29 protein-coding genes are annotated in these 26828 nt (G+C 64.6%); 12 read left to right on the top strand and 17 right to left on the bottom strand.

All coding sequences use genetic code 11. The annotated features are described in order from the left end of the window. The first annotated feature begins 152 nt into the window (after positions 1–152). Positions 153–335 carry a hypothetical protein gene (locus HJO_RS12350; protein WP_035617318.1) on the top strand — a complete coding sequence of 61 codons (183 nt, stop codon included), beginning with the start codon at positions 153–155 and terminating at the stop codon, positions 333–335. On the opposite strand, the gene HJO_RS12345 is transcribed toward HJO_RS12350, so the two are convergent. After that, positions 326–1195 carry a 50S ribosomal protein L11 methyltransferase gene (locus tag HJO_RS12345; protein ID WP_035617315.1) on the bottom strand — a complete coding sequence of 290 codons (870 nt, stop codon included), beginning with the start codon at positions 1193–1195 and terminating at the stop codon, positions 326–328. The two genes, HJO_RS12350 and HJO_RS12345, sit on opposite strands and share 10 nt — an antisense overlap. A 61-nt stretch (positions 1196–1256) precedes the next feature. Between HJO_RS12345 and HJO_RS12340 the strand changes: the two genes are divergently transcribed. The 3 genes from HJO_RS12340 (at position 1257) to HJO_RS12330 (ending at position 4043) form a co-directional block, all read left to right on the top strand. Then, positions 1257–2183 (top strand): peptidylprolyl isomerase, encoded by a 927-nt coding sequence (locus HJO_RS12340; RefSeq protein WP_162173829.1) that lies wholly within the window; start codon positions 1257–1259, stop codon positions 2181–2183. Continuing rightward, a complete protein-coding gene (pgeF, locus tag HJO_RS12335) occupies positions 2180–2950 on the top strand; it encodes a peptidoglycan editing factor PgeF (protein ID WP_035617313.1) in 771 nt (256 codons plus the stop codon). Before HJO_RS12340 ends, pgeF begins: the two co-directional genes overlap by 4 nt. A gap of 157 nt (positions 2951–3107) precedes the next feature. Continuing rightward, complete coding sequence (locus tag HJO_RS12330; RefSeq protein WP_035617311.1) at positions 3108–4043, top strand: ribose-phosphate pyrophosphokinase; 936 nt, start codon at positions 3108–3110, stop codon at positions 4041–4043. 6 nt (positions 4044–4049) lie between these two features. On the opposite strand, the gene HJO_RS17815 is transcribed toward HJO_RS12330, so the two are convergent. From HJO_RS17815 to petA, 11 genes are all read right to left on the bottom strand, one after another. Next, positions 4050–5915 carry a peptidoglycan DD-metalloendopeptidase family protein gene (locus tag HJO_RS17815; RefSeq protein WP_051618557.1) on the bottom strand — a complete coding sequence of 622 codons (1866 nt, stop codon included), beginning with the start codon at positions 5913–5915 and terminating at the stop codon, positions 4050–4052. After that, positions 5912–6298 carry a BlaI/MecI/CopY family transcriptional regulator gene (locus HJO_RS12320; protein ID WP_035617309.1) on the bottom strand — a complete coding sequence of 129 codons (387 nt, stop codon included), beginning with the start codon at positions 6296–6298 and terminating at the stop codon, positions 5912–5914. Before HJO_RS12320 ends, HJO_RS17815 begins: the two co-directional genes overlap by 4 nt. Before the next feature lie 131 nt (positions 6299–6429). Then, positions 6430–6714 carry a hypothetical protein gene (locus HJO_RS12315; RefSeq protein WP_035617307.1) on the bottom strand — a complete coding sequence of 95 codons (285 nt, stop codon included), beginning with the start codon at positions 6712–6714 and terminating at the stop codon, positions 6430–6432. Positions 6715–6805: 91 nt separating this feature from the next. Further along, positions 6806–7510, bottom strand: coding sequence for a molecular chaperone DjiA (locus HJO_RS12310; protein WP_035617305.1), 705 nt, complete (start codon positions 7508–7510; stop codon positions 6806–6808). An 88-nt stretch (positions 7511–7598) separates the two neighbouring features. Then, the gene (locus HJO_RS12305; RefSeq protein ID WP_035617303.1) at positions 7599–8480 is read right to left on the bottom strand and encodes an ion transporter; all 882 of its coding nucleotides are present in this window, start codon (positions 8478–8480) and stop codon (positions 7599–7601) included. Positions 8481–8574: 94 nt separating this feature from the next. Continuing rightward, complete coding sequence (locus HJO_RS12300) at positions 8575–9051, bottom strand: YybH family protein (RefSeq protein ID WP_035617696.1); 477 nt, start codon at positions 9049–9051, stop codon at positions 8575–8577. A gap of 33 nt (positions 9052–9084) precedes the next feature. Next, positions 9085–9876: a hypothetical protein gene (locus HJO_RS12295; RefSeq protein WP_035617300.1), complete on the bottom strand. Its 792-nt coding sequence runs from the start codon at positions 9874–9876 to the stop codon at positions 9085–9087. Between the two features lie 67 nt (positions 9877–9943). Beyond that, a complete protein-coding gene (locus HJO_RS12290; protein ID WP_035617297.1) occupies positions 9944–10822 on the bottom strand; it encodes an S-methyl-5'-thioadenosine phosphorylase in 879 nt (292 codons plus the stop codon). 87 nt (positions 10823–10909) lie between these two features. Continuing rightward, a complete protein-coding gene (locus HJO_RS12285) occupies positions 10910–11950 on the bottom strand; it encodes a cytochrome c1 (RefSeq protein ID WP_035617295.1) in 1041 nt (346 codons plus the stop codon). Between the two features lie 19 nt (positions 11951–11969). Beyond that, the gene (locus tag HJO_RS12280; protein WP_035617289.1) at positions 11970–13430 is read right to left on the bottom strand and encodes a cytochrome b; all 1461 of its coding nucleotides are present in this window, start codon (positions 13428–13430) and stop codon (positions 11970–11972) included. Positions 13431–13445: 15 nt separating this feature from the next. Continuing rightward, positions 13446–14018: a ubiquinol-cytochrome c reductase iron-sulfur subunit gene (gene petA, locus HJO_RS12275; protein WP_035617287.1), complete on the bottom strand. Its 573-nt coding sequence runs from the start codon at positions 14016–14018 to the stop codon at positions 13446–13448. Positions 14019–14203: 185 nt separating this feature from the next. Here petA and hemF point away from each other — a divergent pair, with 185 nt between their 5' ends. After that, positions 14204–15088 (top strand): oxygen-dependent coproporphyrinogen oxidase, encoded by an 885-nt coding sequence (hemF, locus tag HJO_RS12270; protein WP_035617694.1) that lies wholly within the window; start codon positions 14204–14206, stop codon positions 15086–15088. A 4-nt stretch (positions 15089–15092) separates the two neighbouring features. Here the strand turns inward: hemF and HJO_RS12265 are convergent, their stop codons facing one another. After that, positions 15093–15677: a hypothetical protein gene (locus tag HJO_RS12265; RefSeq protein WP_156945624.1), complete on the bottom strand. Its 585-nt coding sequence runs from the start codon at positions 15675–15677 to the stop codon at positions 15093–15095. Positions 15678–15743: 66 nt separating this feature from the next. Between HJO_RS12265 and HJO_RS12260 the strand changes: the two genes are divergently transcribed. From HJO_RS12260 to HJO_RS17810, 3 genes are all read left to right on the top strand, one after another. After that, positions 15744–16292 (top strand): DUF2975 domain-containing protein, encoded by a 549-nt coding sequence (locus HJO_RS12260; protein ID WP_035617283.1) that lies wholly within the window; start codon positions 15744–15746, stop codon positions 16290–16292. Further along, positions 16292–16492: a helix-turn-helix domain-containing protein gene (locus HJO_RS12255; RefSeq protein ID WP_035617281.1), complete on the top strand. Its 201-nt coding sequence runs from the start codon at positions 16292–16294 to the stop codon at positions 16490–16492. Before HJO_RS12260 ends, HJO_RS12255 begins: the two co-directional genes overlap by 1 nt. A gap of 102 nt (positions 16493–16594) precedes the next feature. After that, the gene (locus tag HJO_RS17810; RefSeq protein WP_051618556.1) at positions 16595–17092 is read left to right on the top strand and encodes a TspO/MBR family protein; all 498 of its coding nucleotides are present in this window, start codon (positions 16595–16597) and stop codon (positions 17090–17092) included. On the opposite strand, the gene HJO_RS12245 is transcribed toward HJO_RS17810, so the two are convergent. The 4 genes from HJO_RS12245 to HJO_RS12230 all read right to left on the bottom strand — a co-directional run bounded on the left by HJO_RS12245 (position 17076) and on the right by HJO_RS12230 (position 20000). Next, positions 17076–18299, bottom strand: coding sequence for a CCA tRNA nucleotidyltransferase (locus HJO_RS12245; RefSeq protein ID WP_035617279.1), 1224 nt, complete (start codon positions 18297–18299; stop codon positions 17076–17078). The two genes, HJO_RS17810 and HJO_RS12245, sit on opposite strands and share 17 nt — an antisense overlap. Then, positions 18286–18702 carry a DUF6111 family protein gene (locus HJO_RS12240; RefSeq protein ID WP_035617278.1) on the bottom strand — a complete coding sequence of 139 codons (417 nt, stop codon included), beginning with the start codon at positions 18700–18702 and terminating at the stop codon, positions 18286–18288. Before HJO_RS12240 ends, HJO_RS12245 begins: the two co-directional genes overlap by 14 nt. Before the next feature lie 84 nt (positions 18703–18786). After that, entirely contained in the window at positions 18787–19407 is a 621-nt protein-coding gene (locus HJO_RS12235) for a CoA pyrophosphatase (RefSeq protein ID WP_051618555.1), read from the bottom strand. Between the two features lie 5 nt (positions 19408–19412). Beyond that, on the bottom strand, positions 19413–20000 hold the full coding sequence (locus HJO_RS12230; RefSeq protein ID WP_035617276.1) for a DUF1285 domain-containing protein: 588 nt from the start codon (positions 19998–20000) through the stop codon (positions 19413–19415). A gap of 73 nt (positions 20001–20073) precedes the next feature. Here HJO_RS12230 and HJO_RS12225 point away from each other — a divergent pair, with 73 nt between their 5' ends. The 4 genes from HJO_RS12225 to HJO_RS12210 form a co-directional block, all read left to right on the top strand. After that, complete coding sequence (locus HJO_RS12225; RefSeq protein ID WP_035617270.1) at positions 20074–21072, top strand: AAA family ATPase; 999 nt, start codon at positions 20074–20076, stop codon at positions 21070–21072. A gap of 10 nt (positions 21073–21082) precedes the next feature. Continuing rightward, positions 21083–21949, top strand: coding sequence for a DUF58 domain-containing protein (locus HJO_RS12220; protein WP_035617267.1), 867 nt, complete (start codon positions 21083–21085; stop codon positions 21947–21949). Further along, complete coding sequence (locus HJO_RS12215) at positions 21946–24798, top strand: DUF4159 domain-containing protein (RefSeq protein WP_035617266.1); 2853 nt, start codon at positions 21946–21948, stop codon at positions 24796–24798. The genes HJO_RS12220 and HJO_RS12215 overlap by 4 nt, the downstream gene beginning before the upstream one ends. Next, on the top strand, positions 24798–26828 hold a 2031-nt coding region (locus HJO_RS12210; RefSeq protein WP_035617265.1), incomplete at its 3' end, for a hypothetical protein. The genes HJO_RS12215 and HJO_RS12210, both read left to right, overlap by 1 nt.

The following is a 26828-nucleotide window of genomic DNA, read 5'->3' as shown; positions in this document are numbered from 1 at the left end:
TACCGCTGCAGCGCGGTCATGGAAAGGCACATCGATGCTATGCAATTTCGCATGCAGTGCGCCCAAATGCCGTACTCGTTTGTTTACTTCTGGCAGCCATATGCAGGGCACGCGAGAAATTGTGCACTGCACAATAAATTTGGAACAGAGTTATGAAAAAGCACATCGAAACGGCGCCTGCGGGCGAAATGATCATTCAAAATGTGGTGCCCGGCGCCCAGCTCAATCACCTGATGGGCCAGTCGCAAGGCATCCCGGCCCATCGGGACATGCATCGCCCCCGCATCCTGGAACGCCGCGCCGCGCGCTGGGCCCGTCGGATCGCCTATGCCTGAACGGAGTCCGGCTTCCGGAATACCAGCGTCGACCAGCCGTCCTGCTTGATGCGGCGCTGGAAGCTCAACCCCCGCGACGCAAACGCATTGCGCACGGGCCCGGCCTGGTGATGCAACAGGCCTGACAGGATGATCGTCCCGCCCGGCGCTGTGAGGGGCGCGATGGTGGGGGCAAGGCCGATCAGCGGCTTCATCAGGATGTTGGCGAAGACCGTATCATACGGCCCGCCCTGCCGGATGCGGGGCGTGTTGGCGCCGGTGACATGCAGGGCGGTGAAACCGGTGACATGGTTCTTGGCTGCGTTCTCATTGGCGACGCGCACGCTGTCGAAATCGATGTCCGTGCCGATGGCAGATGTCCCGCCCGCCTTCATCGCGGCAATCGCCAGCACACCCGAGCCGGTGCCGAGGTCCAGCACCTTGCCGATGGCATGGCGGCGACGCACTTCATCCAGCGCCAGCAGGCAGCCGAGCGTCGTGCCGTGATGACCAGTGCCAAACGCAGGACCAGCCTCGATCAGGACAGCGATCTTGCCGGGGGCGGTCTTGGCCAGCGCATGGCTGCCGGCCACGATGAACGGCCCGGCCGCAACCGGCGGAAGGCCTTCCAGCGACAGCGTCACCCAGTCGCGATCCTGAAGCTCCTCGATGCGCGCCGTCAGTTCCGGTGCCGCCTCGTGGATCATCTCGGCGCAGAGTTCGGCCTCTTCCTGCGTTTCGCAAAAAGCATCGAGGCGCCAGGCGAGGCGGCCGTCTTCCTTGGCGTCGACGGCACCCGCAGGCGATGGATCGGCCCAGGCCAGGGCGTCCCATGCCAATTCAACCGGCGCCCGTGCGCCCTTTGCAGTTATCTGGTACATGGCGCAGGCGCTTAGCAGGCAAGGCAAACCTGCGCCAGTGGTGAGTCGCGGGAGAGAATTGATGAGAGCACGCATCGGGATCGCTGCTGCGGCATTGGCACTGGCTGGCTGCGCCAGCGCGCCTCAGGCCCATGACGCCCCTGTCCCCGTCGCCAACTGGCGGACCGTCGCACCCGAAAACCTGGTCCTGCTCGAAACAAAGACCGGCATGGTCGCCATCGAACTCGCAACGGAGGCAGCTCCGCGCCATGCCGGGCAGTTCCGGGCGGCAGTCCGGTCTGGCGTGTTTGACGGCGAATATTTCTACCGCGTGGTCGAAGGCCATGTGGCGCAGGCGGGCCTTGAATTCGACCAGCGCCTTGGCGACTGGCCGACCCTGCCACTCGAAGCGGAACGCACCGCGCCACGAGCGGGCTTCGCCCCGCTCGGCAATGCCGACCTGTTCGCCGCCACGGCAGGCCATCGGAACGGCTTTGCCGCCGGCCGCGAAGGCAATCAGGAATGGCTGCTCAATTGTCCCGGCGCACTCGGCATGGCCCGCAACGCCGCGCCGGACTCGGGCTCTATCGAATTCTTCATCCCGCTCGCCCCCCGGCGCTACCTTGATCGCAATTACACTGTCTTCGGCCGTGTGATTGCCGGCATGGACAATATCCATCGGCTGAAGCGCGTCGATCCGGTTGACGAGGATGCCATTCCCGCCTTCTTCGATACGGACCCGGCCGTCGCGGAGGCGGCCTTCGCTGCCCGCGCCGTGCGCCTTGGTGGCAACCAGATAGTGTCCGTGTCGCTCGCTGCCGACCTGCCCGAATCAGACCGGCCGACTTACCAGGTCATGGCCACACCGGGCACCGAATGGGAGGCGTTGAAAACGTCGAAGCGCGACTATGCCAGTATCGACGCGTTCGTTCACACGCCGCCGCAGGTGCTGGACGTCTGCAGCCTGCCGGTGCCGGCCCGCAAGACAGCTGGGGAGCCTGACGCATGAAGGGCGGCATTCCGTTCGAATCCAGCCCGGTCCTGTCGAAGCTGTCCGGCGTGGCGCACGGCTTTTTCGGGCGCAGGGGCGGTGTCTCGACCGGACTCTATGACAGCCTGAATGTCGGCGAGGGATCGGGCGACAGGCCGTCCAACATTGCCCGCAACCGCACGCTGCTGGCGGCCACGCTCGGCGCGGACCACCTGCTGTCATGCTACCAGGTCCACTCCGCCAGTGTCGTGCCGGTCCAGACGCCCTGGACGGTGCGCCCGCAGGCCGACGCCATGGTGACGGATGTGCCGGGCATCGGCCTGTGCATCCTGACCGCTGACTGCACGCCCGTCCTGTTCGCCGATGGCGGCGCGGGAATTATTGGCGCAGCGCATGCCGGCTGGAAAGGCGCGCTTGCGGGCGTCCTTGAAAAGACGGTTGAAGCGATGGTCCGGCTCGGCGCCGAGCGAACCCGCATCCAGGCCGCGATCGGACCGACAATCGGCCAGGCGAGTTATGAAGTCGGTCCGGAATTCCGCGACACATTCATGGCGCAGTCCGCCGGCAGCGAGCTCCTGTTCCTTCCGGGCAAGGGTGACCGGTTCCAGTTCGACCTGCCGGGCTTTGCCCGCCAGCGGCTCGACGCATCAGGCATCGGACAGATCACGGATATCGGCCATGACACGTGCGCCATGGAAGATACGTATTTTTCCAATCGCCGCCGCAACCATCGCGGAGAGCCGGATTATGGCCGCAACGGCTCGGTCATCATGCTGACCGGCTGAGGCGACCGGGACAAACCGTCGCGAAAGTGTTGCCGATTCGACGCGCGCACGTGTTGTTCCGGCCCGCAGGTGCGCATGACGGTGTTTGCCGGTTGCGACTCGCGGGGCTTTGTTACAAAAGCGACACGAGTGCCGGGCAGCCAGGGGTTACGAGACCATGAAACTTCTATCGTGCAACGCAAACCGGCCGCTTTCCGAAGCCATTGCCGACTATCTCGACACGCGTCTCACACGATCAGAAGTAAAGTCTTTTGCCGATCAGGAAATCTTCGTCCGCATCGACGAGAACGTCCGCGGCGAAGATGTGTTCGTGATTCAGTCGACCTCCTACCCCGCCAATGACAACCTGATGCAGCTGCTGATCTGCATGGACGCCCTGAAGCGCGCCTCGGCGCGCCGCATCACGGCCGTGATCCCCTATTTCGGCTATGCGCGACAGGACCGGAAGACTGACGGCCGGACGCCGATTTCTGCCAAACTGGTGGCAAACCTGATCTGTTCAGCTGGCGCGGACCGCGTGCTGACAGTTGATCTCCATGCCGGCCAGATCCAGGGATTCTTCGATATCCCGACCGACAACCTGTTCGGCGGACCGGTCATGGTCGATGACATCAAGGAGCGGTTCAACGGCGACAAGATCGTGGTCGTCTCGCCCGATGTCGGCGGCGTGGTGCGGGCCCGTGCGCTTGCCAAGCGGATCGATGCCGACCTTGCCATCGTCGACAAGCGCCGCCCTGAAGCGGGCAAATCGGAAGTCATGAACATCATCGGCGACGTCAAAGGCGCCCGCTGCATCATGCTTGACGACATGTGCGACAGTGGCGGCACGCTGGCGAACGCCGCGGCGGCGCTGAAGCAACATGGCGCGACTTCGGTGTCGGCCTATGTCACGCACGGCGTCCTGTCGGGCGACGCCGTCAATCGCATCGAAACCTCGGTTCTGGACGAGCTGGTGATGACCGACACGATCCAGCCATCGGCATCGGCGTTGAAATCGAAATCCATTCGCATCCTGCCGATCGCCCCGCTGCTGGGCGAAGCGATCCGCCGCATCGCCAATGAAGAAAGCGTCTCGAAACTGTTCGACCGCTAGGCGCCACTACTCGATGCAATACTGCAGGGGATAGATCACACCGCTGAGTGTGACCGCCTTGCCATCGACTTCCGCGGGGACGAATTCCGCATCCGGCATGGCCCTTGCGGATTCAACGAAGACCGGGTCGGAACAATTGGCTTCAGCGTTCACCGGATGCCCGTCAGGGCCAATATCAAAAAGCACCTGGCAGAAACCCGATTTTTTCGAAGCGGCAGCCGCACGAGGATAGATGGGTTTCGGATAAGCGGTCGTCTCAGGATTGAAGGCCTTGGGCGAAATTTCGAGCCCGAGCGTGGCATTCGCGATCCTTGCCTCGTCCAGGCGCGCGGCCCAGCTGTCAGGTGTCGGTGTATCTCGGAACCATGTGTCCAGAGCGGCGCAGGCATCAGGCATCGCCGTCGGCGCATTGGCAGGTGCCGCTGCGGGTTGGACTTGAGGTGCAGGTGCGGCTGGGGCAGGCCCGGTCGAGCGCGGTGCCATTTCCTTCAGCACGTCAGCGAGCACCAGGCCCGGCTCTGCTTCCGGGTCTTCCGGACGGTCACCGTGCCAGACTTCGAAATGCAGGTGCGGGCCGGTTGCCGTGCCCGACTGGCCGATCCGGCCGATTACGTCGCCGGCCTTGACCTGCTGCCCGTCGCTGACATCGATCACGGACATCTGGCCGAAGCGCAGGCGTGTGTCGGCGGCCACGCGCAATTCAACGAGGTTGCCATAATCATCCTTCATGTCGGCGAACAGGACCTCGCCATCCGCGGGGGCATAGATCGGTTTGCCCTCTTCTTCAGCCAGATCGATCCCGTTGTGCATGCGGGGCTGTTTCGTGATCGGGTGGACGCGCGTGCCGAACCGGCTGGTCAGCTTGGCCTTGTCGAGGACCGCGTGAGAATAATGCGCGGTCTGCGCGATGGGCGCATCCTTCATCAACATGCCCTGTGCCAGCGCGACAGGCACGGCGAGGACAAGCGCCAGCGCAGCGGCGGCAGCAAGGCGTTTCGGCTGGCGGGGCGTGTCGTGCAGCAGGTGGGTCAGGCGCATTTTGAGGCTTCCTTTGCGAGGCAGGATGAAGGCGGCCACCGGAAGGGCGACCACGGGACGGGACAGGCGAGCGACAAGGGTGAGGGCGCGGGCATAGGCGATACGGTCGCCGGTGAGGCGGCTGGCCCCGGCATCGACGACGGCCTCCCGCCAATAGTCGAGCGCGCCGCGCATGCCCCAGGCGAAAGGCGAAAACCAGAAGACATCGGAGACGAGACGCTCGACGGGCCTGGTGACCAGGTCGCCGCGCTTCAGGTGCACGCACTCATGCGCAATCACCTGGTCCACGTCGGCCGAGGACCTGATGCCCTGGGGAAGGTAGATGACCGGGCGGGCAAGACCCGCGACGAAGGGTGAACCGGCCGGGATCAGGCGAATTTCAGGGACATGCTTCAGGCCGAGGGAACGGGCCCAGCGCATCGCACTCAGGCCGGACGCCGTGGAGGCCCGCTTCAGGTGCTGCAGGCGGACTTCACCCAGGAGCCAGGCGGCGAACCGCAGGCCCCACCCCAGCAGCAGCATGCCAAGAACGAGCGTCGCCAGCGAGGGCATCTCAGCCAGCAGGCCGGCTGGCGGCGAAGCAGCGGTGGCAGCGCCCGAATTGACCACGAAGGCTTCCATCATTGGCAGGTCCGGAAGATCGGCCACCTGGCGCGCAGGCAGGCCCGGCAGGACGAGTGCGGCCAGGAATGGCAGCACTGTCATACCGGCCGCGACCCGCCAGATGGCCTGTGCCTGGTGCGGCAATGGCCGGAGGCGACAGAGCAGGCTGGCCGCAGTCCACAGCAGCGCGCTCCATGTGAGGGAGACGAGAACGAGAACCGGGATGCTCATGCCTCGCCCTCCGAATCCTGTGTCTCGGCCGCGTTGATGATGGCATCGAGGTCATCGAGTTCGGCGTCCGACAGGTGCGGACTCTCCGCGAACAGGGCAGCCGGCAGCGGGCCGCTCATGTCGAGCACCTGCCGCGCGAAGTGGCGCACCAGGCCGCCCAGCGTCCGGGTCCGGTCAAGCGCCGCGTCGTAGACGGCAAGGCCATGGACATCGCGGCGAACAACCCAACCCTTGTCTTCAAGGCGATTGATGATCGTGCGTGTGGTCGAGGCCTTCCAGGCCTGCCCCGGACCGACAGCGTCGTGCACCTCACGCGCACTCTGCGGGCCACTCGACCAGAGGTGTTTCAGGACAGCGAGTTCGGACGGGTTAGGCTGGGACATGATGCAGGCTCCGCAATTGGCGTAGCCTGTTCGTTACATATGTAACGCATTCGTGTCAAGAGAAACGCATGCGGCATGCCTCACACGCTGCCCAGCGGTCAGGTCTGGTATTCGAAGTGTGGAAGCAGGTGCTACTCGACTGTCCAGCCGCGCGGTGTGCGCCGGGCATCCAGTGTCACAGGGCCGTCATCCTGCGCCGGACGCGTCGTGCGCCCGTGGGCACGAGGACTTCCGGCAAAGCGCATCACCAGCGCGGCACCCGCCAGCATCAGGCCGGCTATCGCCGTCATCACGGCGACAATGCCCGCCGTCATGACCAGCAGCATCCCGATCATCAGCCGGACAAAAAGACCGACAGCACCGCGCAAAGCGTCTGACAGGTTGAAATGCAGGTGGCCGGTCGCGTTCTGTGTCATGGCTTGTCCTCGTCTCACCTTTCAAGATGGCGGCATGATTGCGGGGCGTCAATGCGCATCCCTGCTGGATTCGTGCCGGAACGCAGCTCGCCTAGTCCGGACGCACCAAAAGGCCACGTTCTGTACGTATTTGGGCATAGGCGGCCGTGATTGCAGCAGCCTTTGCGTGTGCGGCGTCTTCAAATTCCCGTGGGGCGCCCATCTGCACCACGCGGTCGGGGTGATTATCCGACATCAATTGGCGATAGGCGGCCCGAATCGACTTGAACTCCGCATCATGCGGGACACCGAGAATATGATACGGATCGTCCCGGTCCGGCCCGAGATGGCTTGCCCTGATGCGCCGGAATGTCGCCTCGCTGAACCCGAACGCTTCGCTGACATTTCTGAGAAACACCATTTCCGCGTCGGTGATCACGCCGTCGGCACCGGCAATCTGGAACAGGCCATCCAGCACGCCTTCCAGCAGGCACGGGCGACTCCTGTATTTTCGGCCGATCCGGCGCGCATAGCTTTCATATCCGCGTACTGTCTGACGGGCGATATTGAACACGCGTCGCACATTGTCCGCATCTTCAGGCGCCGCCCGGAAGACACGTGAAAACACCATGATCTCCTGGTCCGTGACGGCACCATCCGCCATCGCGAGCTTGGCGCCGAGGCCGACCACTGCCGCGGTAAAACCGACATCGTTTGGATCCGGAGCACAATCGATATCCCCGGTCGCGGGTTCGGGCAGCGAATCCGGTTCAAACGGGCGGTTGCCGCCCTCTAGCAGTCGTGTCCACAGACTCATCGTGCCGTCTTATAGCAGGAAATCGGGCGGGCGTGAGTGAGCAAGTCTGACAATTTGGTGAAGCAAATAGCCACACCTTGGTCGCGTCTCAGCTATTTTCGGCTGCAACCAGCTGTTTCAACTCCGCAATCTCCTCGCGCATTGAGGTCAGCATCGCGAGGATATCGCCCCGCTGGCCCTCGGCCTCGTCGAATTCTTCACTGATTTCTTCCTCGATATCTTCCAGCTCGTCTTCAAGCAGGGCCTTCTGCTCGCTCGCCAGTGCATCCACCACGAGGGCGATGAACAGGTTGAGGATGGCGAAGCTCGCGATGAAGATGAAGATGATGAAGAATATCCAGGCAAAGGGATGTCCGTCATCGATCACTTTCTGCACGACTTCGAACCGCCAGCCATCCATGGTCATCACCTGGAACAGGGAATAGGCAGACCTCGGCAGGTCGCCGAACAGGAGCACGACATCCGGGTCGTTCGTGTTCCCGAACATGTTGGTCGCCATGACGGCACCGACATAGGTCACCAGCGCAAGGACGGCAAAGATTGCGCCCATGCCCGGCAGTGCCTTCATCAGCGCTTCGGTGATCCGCCGCATCATTGGCACGACGTGCAGCAGGCGCAGTACCCTCAGCACGCGCATCGCCCGCAGCACACTGAACGCACTTCCACCCGGCGCCAGCGCCACGCCGACGACCACGAAGTCGAACCAGTTCCAGCCGCGCCGGAAGAATTGCAGGCGGTACACCGACAGCTTCAACAGGATTTCCAGCGCGAATATCCATGTGACCGCGTGGTCGAAGATTTCCAGCCCCGCCACCAGGCTGCGCGGCAGGTCCTGACGATAGGTCAGTATGCCAAGCACGACGGCGTTGACGATGATCAGGACAGTGATCAGGTGGCGAAACCACGGACGCTCGATTTCCAGCTCCAGCCGCGAATTGCTTGTCGTATGGTCCAGTGTCGCGCGTGCCATTCCCCAGCCTCCTTGCGGTTATTGCGTCTTCAGGGGATAGGTTTTGCCCGCATTGCCGCCATGTGCCAATTGCACAATTGGACAGGCGGCGCGATCAGTCGGCCGATGTTGTCGTATCGGACACGATCAGCCACGCACCCTCAATCTTGCGCATGACCAGCGTGTAAAGGCCGGACGGCGTGTCGCCGGCGCGGTCAAGGCGCCACGCACCGTGCGCGATCGCTGCATCCGGCGCGAGGAGGACAATTTCGTAGTCGGACGTATCGAGCCGGCCCATCAGTTCCGGCGTGGCGTAACGGGTGTGATAGCGCTGGTTGGTGCCTTCCCAACCCCGGGTGACCGTGCCACCGGAGGCAAACCGCAGGTCCGGCGAATGCCAGTAACCCGCCATGAAAGCATCGATATCGCCGCGGTTCCACGCCGCATCCTGCGCGTCGAGCACCGCCGTGATGGCGGCGATTTCGGCATCCGCTGCCGCGGTGGCAGGAACAGGCGGCGCAGTGGCGGGCGCAGGGCTCGCACAGGCGGCGAGTGACGCGGCGAGAAGGATGGCAGCGGCAAGGGACTTCATGGACAGGCACTCCAAACGGCAGGCAGGCGCGGCCTAGTGAAATTCGGCTTCCGTGCCATTCGTTTCGTCTGCGGCGGCGGCAACCTCATCATCGTCTGCCTCGTCGTCGACAATTTCGGCAACGACCTTGTCCGGCTTGCGGCGCCCGAGCGGCCCGCGAATGTCGGCGTGGCGATCGTATTGCATGTTGTAATATTCATGCGCGGTATGGGTCAGCGGTTGCGGCGTCAGGTGCAGACCGTAGCTGCGCAGGCGTTCGACAACCTCGTCACGCAGGTACATGCCGGGCAGCGCATCCTGGCGGAAACCGTGCATTTTCATCCAGTCCCGCACATGCCAGCTGCGAACGGTGCCGGCATCGGACGGGCGCGCGCCATCGTGCACTTCCCACATATACAGCGTGGCGATGCCGTTGATGGTGGCATCCATCGCGTCATCCAGCGCATTCGCCGGGTCACGGCCCTGGGCCAGTACGGCCCGCAGGCTCATCTTGCGCGCTTCGAGTTCCTGGTATGTCGCGCCGAGCACCGCAATCGCGTTGCGATTGGCGCGGATCATGGCGGAATTCACGCCATCAAGCTGGGGGTGGCGAATCGGCAGGAGCGCATCCGGACCGGCTTCATGATTGGCCGCGATCTGGGCGATTTCGGTCACCATGCGCTGCAGGTTGATGCGCAATTCATGGCTGACCCCTTCCAGGGCGGAGATCGCCCCTTCCCGCTCGTCATCGCGCATGCGCCAGATCTGCCAGGCGATCAGCAATGCTGCCGCGATCAACAGGCCCAGCCCGCCCGTGAAGAAACTGTAGAAGTCCGATTCGCTCATTCTGAGGTCCCCTTCAATCGCCGAGCCCGGCCTCCCAAGGCTGCCAGCGGTCAATTGAAACCGAACCTTAGCCGCCAAGGGCCCGGCCTGCAATCACCTGCAGCTTCTCAAGCAGGACCGGGTCGCGCGCGTCCGGCGCCGTGATCAGCGCGAAATCAAGGCACGTCTCGATCCCGTCAGGCGATGGTGTACGCTCCGTACCGTCCAGTGTGCGAGCAAGGTTGACGATGGCTGTGCGGGCAATCGCGCTGTTACGCCCCATGATTTCAAGCACATTGGTGACGCTGACGGCTTCGGTGTCACTGCGCCAGCAATCATAGTCGGTCACCATGGCGAGGGTGGCGTAAGGCAATTCCGCCTCGCGCGCGAGCTTGGCTTCCGGCATCGCGGTCATGCCGATCACGTCACAGCCCCACTGGCGATACAGCCGGGATTCGGCCAGCGACGAGAATTGCGGGCCCTCCATGGCCAGGTAGGTGCCGCCGCGGTGCAGCGTGGCCCCGGCCGATTCGGCCGCCTGCGCAGCAAAGGCCGACAGGCGCGAACAGACCGGCCTTGCCATCGACACATGGGCCACCATGCCCGGCCCGAAATAGGTCGACTCGCGCGCAACCGTGCGGTCGATGAACTGGTCGACCGCAACAAAGTGGCCGGGGACATAGTCTTCCTTGAGGCTGCCGCAGGCCGAGATCGAGAGCACGTCCGTGACACCGGCCGCTTTCAGGGCGGCGATATTAGCCCGGTAAGGCACGGCTGACGGCGTCAGGCGGTGACCCTTGCCGTGGCGCGGCAGGAATACGAGATCAACGTCGCCGATGCGGCCCCGCACGAGCGTGTCGGACGGCTCGCCCCAGGCGGTCACGACCCGGTCCTCCCGCCGGTCCTCAAGGCCGTCCAGCTCATACAGGCCGGAGCCGCCGATAATGCCGAGGGTCCATTTGGTCATGCTGTACTCCTGAATGCGAAAACCCCGCCTCTGGACACCAGTCCGGGCGGGGTCGTCAATTCAACTCAATGTCAGAGCAGGCCGGGCCTAGTGCTCGATCTTGCGCCACACGCGCTTGTAGGAGAACCAGAGCAGGATGGTCAGGATGCCGAGATAGATCATCACCGGCAGGCCAAGCGACTTGCGGTTGGTCTGCTTCGGTTCGCTGGCCCAGGCCAGGAACTGGGCGACATCGTGCGCCATCTGCTCGGGCGTCGCCTCGGTGCCATCGGCATAGGTCACGCGGTCGGGCAGCAGCTGCGGTCCCATCGAGAGGAAACCACCGGGCGGCGCGTGCCGTGGGTCGCCTTCATATTGCGGCGTCGTGTCACCGGCCATGAACGGGTTGTAGTACTGGCCGGCGGGCTGGATCAGCAGTCCGGCTTCGCCATGCTCACCTTCGGCTGCGTCGTGGCCAGCAATGTGGACCTTCGACACGTCGATAACGGTCTGGATCACGGCCGGAGTCGTGACTTCAGCGATATCGTCGGTCGGATCGTCCGGCGTACCGTTGTCGGAGGCCGGCGTGGTCACGACAGCCGGCGTCACTTCACGCGTGCTGATCGCATCTTCATGCGGATAGCCCGTCAGAAGGCTGTAGATATAGCTGGCACCGCCATGGCGGGCCTTGACGATGACCGACAGGTCTGGCGGTGCGGCGCCGTTGTTCGCGGCGCGGGCTGCGTTCTCGTTGGCGAAGGGCGACTTGAACTGGTCGGCCGGGGTGGCCGGGCGGAAATCATAGTCACCGAACTCGTTTGGCGTCGGGCTCAGGATCTCGACATCGGCGGCGAGTGCCTTGACGTACGGGTTGTTGTTCGGATTCGGGTATTCCGGATCGAAGAACGGGCCGCCCTGCTCACCGAGATTGCGGTAGCTCAGCAGCTTCATCGAATGGCACGACGAGCAGACTTCACGGTAAACCTGATAGCCGCGCTGGACGGACGGCAAGTCGAACTGCCCGAACGCACCTTCAAACGGCCAGCCGCCTTCAGGCTCGTGTGGGTGGGCGGCGCCACCCTCGGCATGCGCCATCGCTGCGAAGCTGAGGCCGGCAAGACCGGCGGCGAGAATGCGGAACGCTTTCATAGATCTACCTCGAGGCTCCCTATTCCGCCGGAGCGGTGGTTGCTGAAGTCGCCTTGTGGCGCTTGAGCACGGATTTGTGAATCGATTCCGGAAGCTCCTTCGGCTTCTCGGTCAGCCCGATGAAGAAGAGGATGAAGAAATATCCGAAATAACAGAAGGTCAGGATCAGCGACAGCTGGCTGAACGTGAAGGCCGGGGCCGGAACCGCGGACAGGGACGGACTGGCGTCCTCCGGGAGGCCGTCCATGAAGCGCTTTGCGTCAACATAGGCTTCGCCACCGCCCTTGTAGGTGCTCGTCGCTTCGACACCGTCCTGCGTGTAGCTGACCACGAGGGCATCTTCGCCCTGCAGCGCCGGGAAGACCGGATTGGACGGCGTCGAGGCACCGCACCAGCCAAGCAGCAGGCAGACCGCCACAAATCCGAAGAAGAACTGACGTGCCACCGGACGGTAGCGCATCGACTTCACCTTCGACGTGTCGAGCCAGGGCAGCACGAACAGGATGGCAATCGCGGCAAACATGAAGATCACGCCAAGCAGTTTGGCCGGGATCGGGCCGAGGTCGAACGTGATCGCACGCAGGATCGCGTAGAAGGGCAGCATGTACCATTCGGGCACGATGTGCGCTGGTGTCACGAGCGGGTTGGCTTCAATCGACTGGTCGGCATGGCCGAGCGCGTTCGGGGCGTAGAACACGAAATAGGCGAACACGATCAGGAACAGCACGATCCCGAACGAGTCTTTCAGCGTGTAGTACGGGTGGAACGGCACGGTGTCCTTTTCGACATCCTGGACTTCAACACCGGTCGGGTTGTTGTTGCCCGGCACGTGGAGCGCCCAGATGTGCAGGATAACGACCGCCGCGATCATGAATGGCAGCAGGTAGTGCAGGGAGAAGAACCGCTGCAGTGTCTGGTTGCCGATCGACGGGCCGCCGAGGATCCAGGTCTGCAGGCTTTCACCGACCAGCGGAATGGCGCCGAACAGCGACGTGATCACGTTGGCACCATGATAGGACATCTGGCCCCATGGCAGCATGTAGCCGAGGAAGGCGGTGGCGATCATCAACAGGAAGATTACGCAACCGAGAATCCAGAGAACCTCGCGCGGGGCCTTGTACGAACCGTAATAGAGGCCGCGGAACATGTGGATATAGACGGCGAAGAAGAACATCGAGGCGCCGTTGGCGTGGATGTTCCTGAGCAACCAGCCGAACGGCACATCGCGCATGATGCGCTCGACCGACGCGAATGCGCCGTTGACGTTCGGCTCATAGTGCATGGCCAGAATGACACCGGTCAGGATCTGGACGGCAAGGCAGACAGCCAGGATGCCACCGAACGTGTACCAGTAGTTCAGGTTCTTCGGTGTTGGAAAGGTGACGACCGTATCATTGGCAAACCGGACGATCGGCAGGCGCTTGTCCAGCCACTTCGTGAAGCCGTTGGTCGGCGTATAGGACGACTCATGTCCACTCATCAGAGATATCCTTCCTTAGAGGGAAATGTTGACCACGGTATCCGACACATAGACGTAGTTCGGAATCGGGAGGTTTTTCGGGGCGGGGCCTTTGCGGATGCGGCCTGACGTGTCGTATTCCGAGCCGTGGCAGGGGCAATACCAGCCGCCATACTCGCCTGTATTGCCCTGGGCAGGGCCGACGGGCACGCAGCCAAGGTGGGTACAGGCGCCGGACGTGATCAGCATGGCGCGGTTGAGCTTGCCATCCTGCATCGGGCGCAGACGCTCGTCATCCGTCTCGGGGTCGCGCAAGTTCTCGACATTCACTGCCTCGGCTTCGGCGATCTCGGCCGGCGTGCGGTGGCGGAGGAAGAACGGCTTGCCGCCGATCAGGACCCGGATTTCGCTGCCGAGCGGCACTTTGGATATATCAACGTCCAGCGACGACGCCGCGCGCGTGTCGGCGGCAGGGTTCCACTGGTCGATGGCAGCAATCGCAAATGCAGCAACGCCGCCGAACGCAACAGCGCCGGTGGCGATGTGAATGAAATTGCGGCGGTCATCATCGACGGTTTCGTCAAGAGGCTGTGCAGTTTGTTCAGTCACGCGGTTCCCGTCCTTTAAGGCAGATTCTTGGCCCCGTATTACACAGAGCCCGATCGCTTGCACATTGCGGCAAGGCGACACGGGAACCCCGGTAAAACACTTTATGCCACGCGCGTTATCCTGACTTGTCGCCTGTGACAACAGCGCGCTTGTCGCATGCCGCAGGACAGCGCATCAAAAGCACCATGACAAAGACCGACCTTGAGACCCGAAAGATTCGCGCCAGCACATGGTTTCGCGCCCTGCAGGAAGACATCTGCGCCCGCTTCGAAGCGCTTGAAGACGCCGCCGGACCGCCCCTTTATTCCGGGCCTGCGGGCCGATTCGAGCTGACGGAATGGACGCGCGGCGATGGCACAGAGGACCTTGGCGGCGGCCGGATGGGCCTGATGCGCGGCAGGGTGTTCGAGAAGGTTGGCGTCCACTTTTCCCTTGTCCACGGGACTTTTTCGGAGGCTTTCGCCGCACAGATCCCCGGCGCCGACAAATCGGATGGCCGATTCTGGGCGAGCGGCATCAGCCTGATCGCGCACCCGCGCAATCCGCATGTGCCCTCTGCGCACATGAACACGCGCATGCTGGTAACCAGCGACAGCTGGTTCGGCGGCGGCGGAGACCTCAATCCCCTGCTCGCCTACCAGCGTGACCCGGCGTTTGAAGATTCTGTGGATTTCCATGCCGCAATGAAGGCGGCATGTGATTCTTATGCCGGCGCGGACTTCACGGAAATGCGCGATCATTGCGACACATATTTCCATCTGCCCCACCGCAACGAACCGCGCGGCACAGGCGGCATTTTCTATGACCGCTTCAATACGGGCGACTGGGAGGACGATTTCGCCTTCACGCAGGAAGTCGGCCGCCAGTTCGCAGGCGCCTATCCGGAGATTGTCGCCCGGCGCATGAACCAGGCCTGGAGCGAGGCCGAGCGCGAGGAACAGCTGATCCAGCGCGGGCGCTATGTCGAGTTCAACCTGCTCTATGACCGGGGAACGACCTTTGGCCTCAAGACCGGCGGCAATGTCACCAGCATCCTGTCGAGCATGCCGCCCGTGGTGAAATGGCCCTGAGCGCTCAATTGGCCGCGCAATAGCGGATCTCTCCGTCCGGCGTTTGCAGCGAGACCTTCCGTTCCTTGATCAGGGTGAAGTAGTCTTCATCCGGTTTCAGACGCAGATAGATGGCAACACGGGGGTCCCGGAACGGATTGGCGCCTGCCGCAAGACACGGGCGGGCCGTCGCGCTGAGTGACAGGCTCTTTTGGCCGGGCATGTCCTTCAGGCCCAGGGCGTAGGCACGGAAAGCCTGCATGCGCGGTGCATCGGCCGGGTCGATGTGCAGCCGGTGGATCGTGAAGCCGGGTTTTTCCTGACGCTCCAGGAACGCAGACGGTGCCCCCTCGACCGCGACGAGGTCAAACCGCTCATGACGTTCATCCGTTCCGTCGTCCCGCCACACCGAAATCGTCAGCATGGCGCTTCCGTCCGGCAGGCCATAGGCCTCCGGCACCCGGACAGCCACTTCCATCAGCGATGCATCCATTGTTTCCGGGCTCATCGCGGCCAGCTTCGGTAGGCTGGTGAGCGGCACGCTGGTACACGCCACGGCGCCAAGGACGGCAACCAGGACGACGATTGGCCTTGCAATGCATCGCCACATGCGCATACCCTCCTTACAGCAATAAATTCATGTAAAACATGAATTACTACATGTAAAGGATTTAGCATGAACGCGCCCCACCTTTTGCCGGACCGGACTCGGCTCATCTGCCGCATCCTGAAATGGGCCAGCCTGGTCGTCGCCGTGTTGATCGCCGTCATCTTCGTTGCGGGGGATGCGTCGACGAACATCATTAACGCGGTGTGGAACAACCTTCAGCCGGACATTCGCGAAGCCGTCACCTACACCGCCACCAAGAAGGGGGTTCTGCACGGATTGGCCGGGGCCAGTTATTTCAGCATCTTGCTGATCATTTTCGGTGCCGCCCGGGTCTTTTCCGTCTTCCAGAAGGGAACCGTCTTCTCAAGCGCCGCGGTCAAGGCCGTGCGCGCCCTCGGCCTGATGATCGTGCTGTTTGCGGCCATCCAGCTCGCCCTGCCCACACTCATGGTGCTCGCCCTGACATATGACAATGACGAAGGTCTGAGAGCGATCAGCGTGTCGGTCGGTTCGTCCCAGGTGACCCTCCTGATGATCGGTGCCGTGATTCTGGTGATCGGCCAGATCCTGACGCAGGCCGTGGCGATCGCCGAAGAGAACGAGCAGATCATCTGATGGCAATTATCGTGCGCCTCGATGTCATGCTCGCGCTTCGCAAGATGAAGTCCAAGGACCTCGCCGCCGCGATCGGCATCTCCGAACAGAATCTTTCCATGCTGCGGCAGGGCCATGTGAAGGGCGTACGGTTCGAGACGCTCGACAAGATCTGCGCCGTGCTCGACTGCAAGCCTGGCGACATCCTGGACAGGGAATAAGTCCGAACCCATGCCGCATGGCCCGGCGCCCGCACCAGAAACTTTCCCTGTTTTCAAAGGACTGTCATGACGCTGCGGCATTGATAGCGTAGACTGGCTGGCATGCCGGTCCGTCTGCACCCCCTGCCCTGGTTGAGTTTTCTCATCATTGCCGCCAGCGTCGGACTGACCGGCTGGGTCACTGCCGCAGTGGCGACGACGCGCAGCCGGGCCTCGTTTTCTCGTCTCGAAATGCCGCCACTGGTGCCTTCGCCAGGCGTGTTCGCATCGCTGTCCCTGTTGACACTGTTACTGATGACCGCCGGCGCCGTCCTCGTCGCCTATCGCACCGGAAACTTCCGCGATGCGAGTGGTCCGCTCGGCCTTTTCTTCACGGCGCAGGGTGTTTTGACAGGCTGGGCACTGGTGTTTTTCGGGGTCGGCGATATCGCCCTGTCGCTCGGCGTGCTGGCGGTCCTCTTTATTTTGGTGATTGCGATGGGGCGCGATTTTTTGCGGTTTTCCCGCCCGGCCGCCTGGCTCCAGGTGCCGGTCGCCCTCTGGATCGCGTTCCTTGCCTATCTCAATGCCGGAATCTGGGGCGCTAATCCCGGCGGGTGAGAACCGCCAACAGGGCGTCACGCCCGAGCGTGAAATCGCTTTCGATCCAGGCCGCCTCGGCCGCCCGCAAGGCCGCCCCGACATCCGGCCCGCTGAGGCCGAGCGCGAGCGCATCATCGCCGCCGAGCGGAAAGTCCGGGCGTTGCCATTCGGAGATGGTCCTCATGCGGGCGATCACCTTGGGCGCATCCGCCGACTGGGCCGCTTCCAGCATCGCACGATCAAGCATGGCTTCGCGCCCGAACTGGTAGATCGCCGCGTGCAGGTCGCAGTCAGCCAGGCCCATCACGTGCGACATCCCGGCGCTCGCCCATGCGGCGAGGCGCCGGTGCTCCTCGTTCGACAGTCTCAGACGCTGCGCCAGCGCATCGACATCGCGGCTGCGGCGAGGCATCAGGGCCATGACGCGCTGCATCGGATCCGGCGCGGTGCCGGCCTCGCGTTCTGCCTCGCGCAGCGCCGCCAGCCCGCCGGCGTCAGCCCCCGGCAGGATTTCTGCCAGAACGCCACTTTCCTCCATGGCCAGCATGGCCGCCGCCGGGTCTGGCGCGCCGAGCAGTTTCTTCAGTTCCTTCCAGATCCGCTCGGCCGCGATCTTCTGCAGGCCCTGGCGCTGCCGGGCACAGGCTGCCAGTCCATCGGCATCCAGCGCCTCGCCATACCAGGCATTGAACCGGAAGAATCGGAGAATCCTGAGATAGTCCTCGCGCAGGCGCTGGTCAGCGTCGCCGATGAAAATGACCCGGCCGGCCTTCGCATCGTCCAGGGCGCCGGCAATCGGCTCGAAGACAGTCCCGTCGGCATCGGCATAGAGCGCGTTCAGGCGGAAGTCGCGCCGGGCCGCGTCTTCGGCCCAGTCTTCGGTGAACGCAACCACGGCGCGGCGCCCGTCTGTCTCGACATCGCGGCGCAGCGTCGTGATCTCGTATGGGCGGCTGTCGAACAGCGCGGTGATGGTTCCGTGGTCGATGCCGGTCGGCAAGGCCCGGATACCGGCAGCCTCCAGCGCAGCGATGATCGCAGGCGGCTCCAGCTGGCTGGCAATGTCGATATCATCGTCAGGCCGTGTCGATTCGCGGAAGACATTGCGCACGCATCCGCCAACAAAGCGCGAGCCGCCCGGGCGGGCGGCCTCCAGCGCGGCCATCACGGCCTGCGTGCCCGCAAATGACAGCCAGTCCGGCGAAATGGAATCAGTCGGGGTCATCGGAGCTACCGGACGCTTCGGTCTCCGGGTACCGCGCCTGGATGTCAGACGGATCGCGGGCGTCGACCGGGCCTTCGACGCCTTTCGGCACGACACCCGGATCGCGCCTCAGCGGCACGCCGACATCCTTGACGTTCTGCTCGCACGGATAGTCGCGTGCGGGGATGATCTTCCCGTTCTCGAACCGGGCCGGCTCATGGCAGACGTCGCGTTCCTTCTTCTCCATCAGGATGAGCACCAGCCAGGCGGCCGTTGCCAGCCCCAGCCCGCACAGGAACAGGATCTGGATCGGCCATTTGCGGCGGCCTTCCTCCTCGGCGCTTGCGGTTGCAAGCAGGTAGATCCCGAACAGGACGAACGGAATCGAAAAGACAAAGAATTCAAAGAGAAGCCGTCCTGCCAATGGAATGTCCCGTCTGCTTGTTACACTGCTCTAGTTAACCTCCCCGCCGCGCAAACCAAACCCCTAATCGCGCTGCAGGGACGTTCAGCCCTCGTAGAGCGTCTGGTAAAGCCGCCGGATGATGCCAGCGGTGACGCCCCAGATGCGATACCCATTGTGCGGCATCTCGTAATACTGGCGCTCGCGCCCCTTGTAGAAGGCGTGGCCCATCTGGTGATTGGTGGTGTTCATGAGGAACTCAAGTGGCGTCTCGAACACGTCGGCAACTTCGGTCGGGTCCGGCACGGCGATAAAATCTGCCGGCAGCAGGCCGACCACCGGCGTGATCCGGAAGCGCGTGCCGGTGACATAGGGTGCAGCCTTGCCGATGACATCCACATCTGCAGTCGGCACGCCGACTTCTTCTTCCGCCTCGCGCAGGGCCGCAGCCACTTCGTCGACATCAATCGGATCAACCTTGCCGCCCGGAAAGGCGACCTGCCCGGGATGGGAGGCCATGGTCATCGGCCGCACGGTAAGCAGGGCCGTGGGCCCCTCCTTGCGCGGCAGGACACCGATCAGCACAGCGGCGGGGCGGATGATCGCCACCTCCTCCGGCGTCAGGAAGTCCATGTCGCCGTCTTCCTCGAGGTGCATCGCGCCCGCCGGCGGGTCGAGCCGCGCAGCCGCCCGTTTCAGGAAATCATCGAGACCTGCGTACGCCATGAGGGTCAGGCCGCCGAACCGATGGGAAAGAACGTGCCCTGGCTCCAGACGCCAAGCGTCGGCGAGCCATCGGGATGCGGCACTGCCATCGCGGCAAGTTCATAGAAGACAGGCCGGGCGAGTTTCGCCTCCAGCCGTCCGCGCACACGGACATAAGGTGACGGCTCTCCCGTTTCGGCATCCGTCTCGATGCGCAGCGGCAGGTCCGCCCCGGCGACCGCCACATCCCCGACATTGGTGAGGAAGGCGAGCGCCTGGTCTGGCCCCGGCTCGCCCGCCCGATCGACCCGCACGGCAATGAAAGGCGCATCCTCGACCCGGACCACGACCTTTTCATGCGGCGTGACGAGATAGGTTTCGCCGTCCTCGTCCTTGCGCAGGATGCGGGAGAACATCTTGACCATGCGTTCGCGATTCATCCGGCCGCCTTCATGCCACCAGCTGCCATCGGCGCGAATCGCCATGTCGATGTCGCCGCAATGCTCGGGATTCCATGATTCAACGGGTGGCAATTTTCCCGACAGCTTGCCATCCGGCAAGATAGCCTTAAGCGTCTCCTCAAGGCTCAATGTGTTGCCGGGACTGGATTTCACGTCTCACTCCGCCATGATGAGGCCTTAGACATAGGTTTGTTTGCCAGATTATGAAGCCGGAGGCGCCTTTTATATGGCCGATACTGCAGTAGATACGAATGACATCGTTGCCGAGGCTGAAGCTGCCACCGAGACCCTGCGTCAGGTCAAGGCTGAAATCGGCAAGGCCGTCTTCGGGCAGGAACGCGTGGTGGAACTGGCGCTGGCGGCGGTGCTCGCCGGCGGGCACGCCCTCCTGATCGGCGCGCCGGGCCTCGCCAAGACCCGCCTCGTCGAGGCAATGGGCACGGCGCTCGGCCTGAGCAACCAGCGCATCCAGTTCACGCCCGACCTGATGCCATCCGACATCCTGGGGTCTGAAGTGCTGGACGAAAGTGCCACCGGCCAGCGCACCTTCCGGTTCCTCAAGGGCCCGATCTTCACCCAGCTCCTGATGGCCGACGAGATCAACCGCGCCAGCCCGCGCACCCAGTCCGCCCTGCTGCAGGCCATGCAGGAGCGCCATGTCACCGTCGCCGGCGTGCGCCACGACCTGCCTGCCCCCTTCCACGTGTTGGCCACCCAGAACCCGATCGAGCAGGAAGGCACCTATCCCCTGCCCGAGGCCCAGCTCGACCGCTTCCTCCTGAAAGTCGACGTCAACTATCCCGACCTCGACACCGAGCGCCGCATCCTGATCGAGACGACAGGTGGCGACGAGGACGCCGTCCGCCCCGCCCTCGACGCGCAGCGCCTGATGGCGATCCAGGCGCTGGTGCGCCGCATGCCCGTCGGCGAGAAGATCGTCGCGGCAATCCTCAGCCTGATCCGCGAAGCCCGGCCCGAGCAGACATCGGACGCCCGCGTCCAGCGCCTTGTCGACTGGGGCCCCAGCCCCCGCGCCGGTCAGGCCCTGATGCTGGCCGCCCGGTCGCGCGCCCTGCTGCGCGGACGCCTCGCGCCATCCATTGAAGATGTCGAAGCCCTTGCCGAACCCGCCCTCGGCCACCGCATGGCCATGCGCTACGATCCGACCGGTGAAGCCCCAGGCCTCGCCGACCTGATCAACGAGCTCGCGCGGAAGGTGGCTTGATCGTTCCGGAATGACTCCTGCCTCCGACCTTCGTGCTGAAGCTGAGGCGCTGGCCCGCCAGCTGCCGAACCTGAACTTCAAGGCCGAGGCCTCTGAAGCCGCCCATATTGGCAGCGCCGGGCGCCGCCGTGCGGGCACGGGCGAGCAGTTCTGGCAATACCGGCGCTATGCGCAGGAAGACGCCGCCGACCGCGTCGACTGGCGCCGCTCGGCCAAGGGCAATGAGCTGTTCGTGCGCGAAACTGAACTGGAAACCGCCCGCACGGTGCTGTTCTGGTGCGACCCACATCCAGGATTCAACTGGAAGGGCGACGGCGACCTGCGCACCAAGGCAGACGAGGCGCGCCTCCTGATGCTGGCCCTTGGCCTGATGATGTCGAAGGATGGCGAACGCATTGGCGCGCTCGGCGCCGGGCGCAGCCCGAGCTTCGGCAAGCGTGCCGTCGACCGCCTCGCCGAGGACATCAGCAATGGCGCAGGCCGCCCTTTCCCGCCGCCACCGCGCACACCGGCAACCCTGGTCATCGCGTCCGACTTCTATGATCCGATCCCCGAATGGCAGCTGCGCCTCAAGCCGCTCGCTGCCAAGTGCCCGGAGGGCGTCCTGCTGGCGGTCGCCGCGCCGATCGAACTCGACTTTCCGTTCCATGGCCGGGTCAAGCTGCGGCGCCCCGGCGCGAATGTCGACCGCATTCTCGGCCGCGCCGAGACCATGCGCGACGCTTATCAACGTCGCTTTGCCGAGCACCGCGAAGCACTGCTGGCGCTCGCCACGCAGATCGGCTGGCGCTTCGTCGCGCACACGACCGGCACGCCCAGCCTGCATGGCGCGGCGCGGCTGAAACTGGCGCTTGAGAGTTTCGGGGCACGCGGATGACCGCGCTCGGTCCCTTCCTGTTCGGTGCGCCGCTCGCGCTGCTGGCCTTGCTGACACTGCCGATCATCTGGTGGGTGCTGCGAGCGACGCCGCCTGCGCCGAAGGATATCGAACTGCCCTCCCTGCGCCTGCTGGAAGGCGTCGAACCGAAGGAAGAAACACCTGCCCGCACGCCCTGGTGGGTCTGGCTGATCCGCACCCTGGCGGCAGCCGCAGCGATTATCGGCCTGTCCCAGCCGGTCTATGCACCGGGCGCGTCGAACCAGACACCAGACGCCGGCGGCGCGCTGCTGATCGTGGTCGACAATGGCTGGGCCTCGGCGCCGCGCTGGAGCGAACTGATCGATGCGGCCACCGCCACGCTCGACACGGGCGGACGCGATGCTCCGACGCACCTGCTTCTAACCGCACCACAACAATTGAACGCCGACCCGGCACAGCGCCTGTCGCGCGCCGACATGGCCAAGCGCCTGACGTCGCTGCGGCCGCAAGCGTGGAACACGAACCGCACCGATGCGCTCGCGCGCCTCAAAGACTCCGGCCTGCGGCCTGCGCGCATCTTCTGGGCAAGCGACGGCATCGAGGATGAAGGCGGGCGCGCCCTTGCCACGGCACTGGCAGCGATGGCGCCACTGTCGGTCTATGCTGCGCCGCCGGGTGGACCGGCCGCAATCACCGGGATTTCCTCCGAAACGGATTCTGTTTCAGTGACGTTGCGCCGCGTCCAGTCGCGCGGCGAGGAACGCAGCTTTGTCTCGGCGATGACGCTGGACGGATCAGCGCTGGCAACCTCTGAAGTCGTGTTCGCCGACGGCGCCCGCGAGGGGACCGCGCAATTCGACATTCCATCGGCCGCGTTGGCACGCATCGCGCGGTTTACAGCAACCGGCCGCCAGGGCGCCGGCACGGTCTGGCTCTGGGATTCCACTGACCGGTCGCGCCGGGTCGGCCTGGTCGATGCAGGCGCCGTCGCCCAGCCACTGCTCTCCGACATGCATTATGTCCGCAAGGCGCTGGAACCGTTCGCCACGATCACGGAAGGCAACATCGAAGCCTTGGTCAGCACGGCGCCCGATGCCATCGTACTGACGGATGTCGGCCAGATACAGCCGGAAGACGCCGCACTCCTCACCGCGTGGGTGGAAGATGGCGGCGCGCTGATCCGCTTTGCCGGCCCCCACCTTGCCGCGCAGGGCGACGACCTGCTGCCGGTGGCCCTGCGCCGGGCCTCGCGTGCCCTTGGCGGCGCGCTCGCCTGGGACGAACCGCAGGCGATGGCGCCCTTCCCGGCGACCTCGCCCTTTGATGGCCTCGCTGTGCCGGCCGATGTCCGCATCCGCCAGCAGGTTCTCGCCAAGCCTGCGCCGGACCTTGCCCGCAAGACCTGGGCCCGCCTTGCCGACGGCAGCCCGCTGGTGACGGCAGACGCGCGCGGCAGCGGCACGCTGATCCTGTTCCACATCACGGCCGGACCCGACTGGTCGGACCTGCCCTATTCCGGAACCTTCGAGCAGATGCTGCGCCGGTCGATCGCGGCAGGCCGCGGCGAAACCATTAATGATTCCGAAGGCGCCTACACCCCCCAGCTGGTGCTTGACGGCTATGGCCGGTTGCAGGCCGCCGGACCGAATGCCGCGCCGCTGAAGGCGGTTGATTTCGGCACGGTCAAACCTTCCGAGGCCCACCCTCCGGGCCTCTACCAGGGCCCGGGCGGCACGCGTGCGCTGAATGTCGGCGCCGGCACGAAGCCTGCTTTGATCGAAGCCTGGCCGCCATCTGCCCGCCTGCTGGGCGACGCCGAAGCCCGCTCGCTGCGCCTCGCCGGGCCGCTCCTGACACTCGCCGCAGTCCTACTTGCGATCGATCTCTTCATCGCGCTGATGGTAGCTGGATACCTGCCGCGCATCGGCCGCGCGCCGAAGGCCGCTGTCGCGTTGATGGCGCTCGGCTTCCTCGCCTTCGGCCTCGCCCCTGTGTCGGAAGCGCAGGCCTATCGCTACGAGATGCAGCCGGACGGGACCTACCGGCGCGTCTCGACAATGGCGCAGGTCGTGCCGCTGCCGAAATCGGGCCGGGCGACGGCGAAGGAAATCGCGGCGGCGCTGGACATGCGGTTCGGCTATGTCGAGACAAGCGACGCCTCTCTCAATGCCCGCACGCGCGCCGGCCTCGAAGGCCTGTCGGCCGTGCTCAGCATGCGGACCTCGGTGGAGCCGGCCGAACCGGATGCGCTCAACCTGGAAACCGATGCGCTCGAACTCTACCCGCTGATCTATTTCAGTGTGTCGGAAAGCGCCGCCCCCCTTTCGGAGACGGCAATCGCCCGCCTCAATGCCTACCTGCGATCTGGCGGCGCACTGGTGATCGACACGCGGGCCGGCGGCACGATCGGCACTGATACGGATGTCGCTCCACTGGAAACACTGCTGGAAGGCCTCGATGCGCCACCGCTGCAGCCTGTGCCGGCCAATCACGTGATCGCCCGCAGCTTCTACCTGCTTGACGATTTTCCAGGGCGCTATGCCAATCGCCGCCTCTGGATCGAGAAGACCGGCGCGCCCGGCGCTGCGCGCGGCGATGGCGTCTCGCGCCTGTTCATCGGTGACGCAGACTGGATTTCGGCCTGGGCGGTGGACCCGCGTGGACGCGATCTCTATTCCGTCGATGGCGGGCCACAGCAACGCGAAATGGCCCGGCGGTTCGGCGTCAACCTCGTGATGTACGTCCTGACCGGCAGCTACAAGGACGACCAGGTCCACCTGCCGGCCCTGCTGGAACGCCTTGGCAATGGCGATGACGAGGCACCCGATCCCCGCCTGCCGGACCGGTTGCCGGAGAGTGGACCATAATGATTGACGCCACCCGTATTGCCTTCGACCCCTTCCTCGGATGGCCACTGCTTTGGGCCGTGATCGCCATCGCGGCGGCGGCATGGATTGCCTATGTCTTCCTGCGCGGCAAGGCGGCGCTGACCCGCGGCCTGGGCCTCACCCTGCTCGCGGCAGCCTTGTCGAACCCCTCACTCGTGGAAGAGGAGCGCGAGCCCCTCCCCTCGGTCGCGGCGATCATTCTCGACCGGTCGGAAAGCATGCAGTTCGGCGACCGGGCCGAGGCCGCAGCAAATGCCTTCGCGGCCCTGCGCCAGCAACTGGAGGCCGACAGTTCGCTTGAAGTGCGTGTACTGGAATCCGATCCGCATGATGACGGCACCCACCTTTACGGCGCGCTGGAAGGCCTGATGGCCGATGTCCCGCGCGACCGGATTGCCGGTGCCATCTTCGTCACTGACGGCCAGGTTCATGACCTGCCGGACGAGGCAGCAAAAGGCAGCGCGATCGGCCCGGTGCACGGGCTGGTGGTTGGCGATCCCGATCGCGGCGACCGGCGGGTGCAGATCGTGGATGCGCCGAATTTCGGGATTGTCGGCGAGACCGCGAGCCTGGTCGTGCGCGTGGATGACCCGGCTGGCGGCGAGATTGAACTCAGCGTCTCGCTGAATGGCGGCACGCCCGAGCGGGTGCGCGTGAATGCGGGCGAGGACACGAAACTGCCGGTCGAGATCGAGCGGCGCGGCGACAATGTCATCGTCATCGAGGCGCCGCCCGGACGCGAGGAACTGACCTTGGCGAATAACCGCACCGCTGCGACGCTGGCCGGGGTGCGCGACCGCCTGCGCGTGCTGCTGGTGACCGGCAAGCCGAACCAGGCCGGCCGGGTGTGGCGCGACCTCTTGAAGTCCGACCCGTCGGTGGACCTTGTCCACTTCACGATCCTGCGGCCGCCCTACAAGACCGATTACACGCCAACCGAGGAACTGGCGCTGATCGCGTTCCCGACCGAGGAATTGTTCGTCGACAAGCTGAAGGAATTCGACCTCATCATCTTCGACCAGTACGAGCGGCGCGGCGTGATTACCCAGTCCTACCTCGCCAACATGGCGCGCTATGTCACCGATGGCGGGGCGCTGCTGATTGCGGCGGGCGAACCGTTCGCGGGGCCGGGCAGCCTTGCCCGCTCTCCGCTGGCCGCTGTCCTGCCCGCCTCACCGACCGGCACGATCCGGACCGGCGAGTTCATCCCGAAGCTGACCGAAGCCGGCAAGCGCCACGCCGTGACGGCGCCGCTGGACGGCCAGCAATGGGGCGGCTGGATGCGTTCTATCGAGGCGACGGCCCAGGCTGGCGATGTGCTGATGAGCGGGCCGGACGACAAGCCCCTGCTGATCGTGGACCGGGTGGACAAGGGCCGGGTGGGGATGCTGATGTCGGACCAGATCTGGCTGTGGGCACGCGGCCATGATGGTGGCGGGCCGTTCTCGGAACTGATCCGCCGGGTGGTCCACTGGATGATGAAGGAGCCGGAGCTGGAAGAGCGCCGCCTGAGCCTCGTCGCCGAGGGCGACACCGCCAAGATTTCGCTGCGCACCCTGCTCGACACTGCCCCGCCGCTGGAGCTGGAAACGCCGGAGGGGCGCATCATCGAACCGCTCTGGACCCAGACAGGCCCCGGCCAGTTCGAGGCCGTGGCGGCGATCGACCAGCTGGGCCTCTACCGCGCGGCGGCCGGCGGGCTGGAAGCGGTGGCCCTGAACGGGCCGGCCAATCCGAAGGAATATGCCGACCTCGAATCCTCCACCGAGATCCTGCAGCCGTTCGCCCGGCAGACCGGCGGCGGCGTCTTCCGCCTCAATGCGGCGGGCAGCAACCTGCCGGACATTCGCCGCGTCGGTGCGCGCGGATCGGCAGCGGGCGCAGGCTGGCTGGGCCTGCGCGAGCGCGGCGCCTATGCCGTGCGCTCGTCGACCAGCCAGCCGCTGTTGCCGGGAATCCTGGCCGCGGGCCTGCTGGTGATCCTGCTGATCCTGGCCTGGCGCCGCGAA

Origin of the sequence: Hyphomonas johnsonii MHS-2, assembly GCF_000685275.1 — a bacterium.
Classification (GTDB): Bacteria; Pseudomonadota; Alphaproteobacteria; order Caulobacterales; family Hyphomonadaceae; genus Hyphomonas; species Hyphomonas johnsonii.
The sequence above is the reverse complement of the archived record's forward strand: the minus strand, read 5'-3'. Positions and strand labels throughout refer to the sequence as shown.

Excerpts from the sequence above, each read along its gene's own strand:
- HJO_RS12310 (WP_035617305.1), bottom strand. The coding sequence starts at position 7,510 with ATGAGTCTGTGGACACGACTGCTAGAGGGCGGCAACCGCCCGTTTGAA.
- HJO_RS12245 (WP_035617279.1), bottom strand. The coding sequence starts at position 18,299 with ATGACCCCGACTGATTCCATTTCGCCGGACTGGCTGTCATTTGCGGGC.
- HJO_RS12350 (WP_035617318.1), top strand. The coding sequence starts at position 153 with ATGAAAAAGCACATCGAAACGGCGCCTGCGGGCGAAATGATCATTCAA.
- HJO_RS12345 (WP_035617315.1), bottom strand. The coding sequence starts at position 1,195 with ATGTACCAGATAACTGCAAAGGGCGCACGGGCGCCGGTTGAATTGGCA.
- HJO_RS12255 (WP_035617281.1), top strand. The coding sequence starts at position 16,292 with ATGGCAATTATCGTGCGCCTCGATGTCATGCTCGCGCTTCGCAAGATG.
- HJO_RS12235 (WP_051618555.1), bottom strand. The coding sequence starts at position 19,407 with ATGGCGTACGCAGGTCTCGATGATTTCCTGAAACGGGCGGCTGCGCGG.
- HJO_RS12290 (WP_035617297.1), bottom strand. The coding sequence starts at position 10,822 with ATGACCAAATGGACCCTCGGCATTATCGGCGGCTCCGGCCTGTATGAG.
- HJO_RS12320 (WP_035617309.1), bottom strand. The coding sequence starts at position 6,298 with ATGTCCCAGCCTAACCCGTCCGAACTCGCTGTCCTGAAACACCTCTGG.
- HJO_RS12280 (WP_035617289.1), bottom strand. The coding sequence starts at position 13,430 with ATGAGTGGACATGAGTCGTCCTATACGCCGACCAACGGCTTCACGAAG.
- HJO_RS12340 (WP_162173829.1), top strand. The coding sequence starts at position 1,257 with ATGAGAGCACGCATCGGGATCGCTGCTGCGGCATTGGCACTGGCTGGC.
- HJO_RS17810 (WP_051618556.1), top strand. The coding sequence starts at position 16,595 with ATGCCGGTCCGTCTGCACCCCCTGCCCTGGTTGAGTTTTCTCATCATT.
- HJO_RS12225 (WP_035617270.1), top strand. The coding sequence starts at position 20,074 with ATGGCCGATACTGCAGTAGATACGAATGACATCGTTGCCGAGGCTGAA.
- pgeF (WP_035617313.1), top strand. The coding sequence starts at position 2,180 with ATGAAGGGCGGCATTCCGTTCGAATCCAGCCCGGTCCTGTCGAAGCTG.
- HJO_RS12295 (WP_035617300.1), bottom strand. The coding sequence starts at position 9,876 with ATGAGCGAATCGGACTTCTACAGTTTCTTCACGGGCGGGCTGGGCCTG.
- hemF (WP_035617694.1), top strand. The coding sequence starts at position 14,204 with ATGACAAAGACCGACCTTGAGACCCGAAAGATTCGCGCCAGCACATGG.
- HJO_RS12260 (WP_035617283.1), top strand. The coding sequence starts at position 15,744 with ATGAACGCGCCCCACCTTTTGCCGGACCGGACTCGGCTCATCTGCCGC.
- HJO_RS12265 (WP_156945624.1), bottom strand. The coding sequence starts at position 15,677 with ATGTGGCGATGCATTGCAAGGCCAATCGTCGTCCTGGTTGCCGTCCTT.
- HJO_RS12285 (WP_035617295.1), bottom strand. The coding sequence starts at position 11,950 with ATGAAAGCGTTCCGCATTCTCGCCGCCGGTCTTGCCGGCCTCAGCTTC.
- HJO_RS12220 (WP_035617267.1), top strand. The coding sequence starts at position 21,083 with ATGACTCCTGCCTCCGACCTTCGTGCTGAAGCTGAGGCGCTGGCCCGC.
- HJO_RS12305 (WP_035617303.1), bottom strand. The coding sequence starts at position 8,480 with ATGGCACGCGCGACACTGGACCATACGACAAGCAATTCGCGGCTGGAG.
- HJO_RS12300 (WP_035617696.1), bottom strand. The coding sequence starts at position 9,051 with ATGAAGTCCCTTGCCGCTGCCATCCTTCTCGCCGCGTCACTCGCCGCC.
- HJO_RS17815 (WP_051618557.1), bottom strand. The coding sequence starts at position 5,915 with ATGAGCATCCCGGTTCTCGTTCTCGTCTCCCTCACATGGAGCGCGCTG.
- HJO_RS12330 (WP_035617311.1), top strand. The coding sequence starts at position 3,108 with ATGAAACTTCTATCGTGCAACGCAAACCGGCCGCTTTCCGAAGCCATT.
- HJO_RS12315 (WP_035617307.1), bottom strand. The coding sequence starts at position 6,714 with ATGACACAGAACGCGACCGGCCACCTGCATTTCAACCTGTCAGACGCT.
- HJO_RS12215 (WP_035617266.1), top strand. The coding sequence starts at position 21,946 with ATGACCGCGCTCGGTCCCTTCCTGTTCGGTGCGCCGCTCGCGCTGCTG.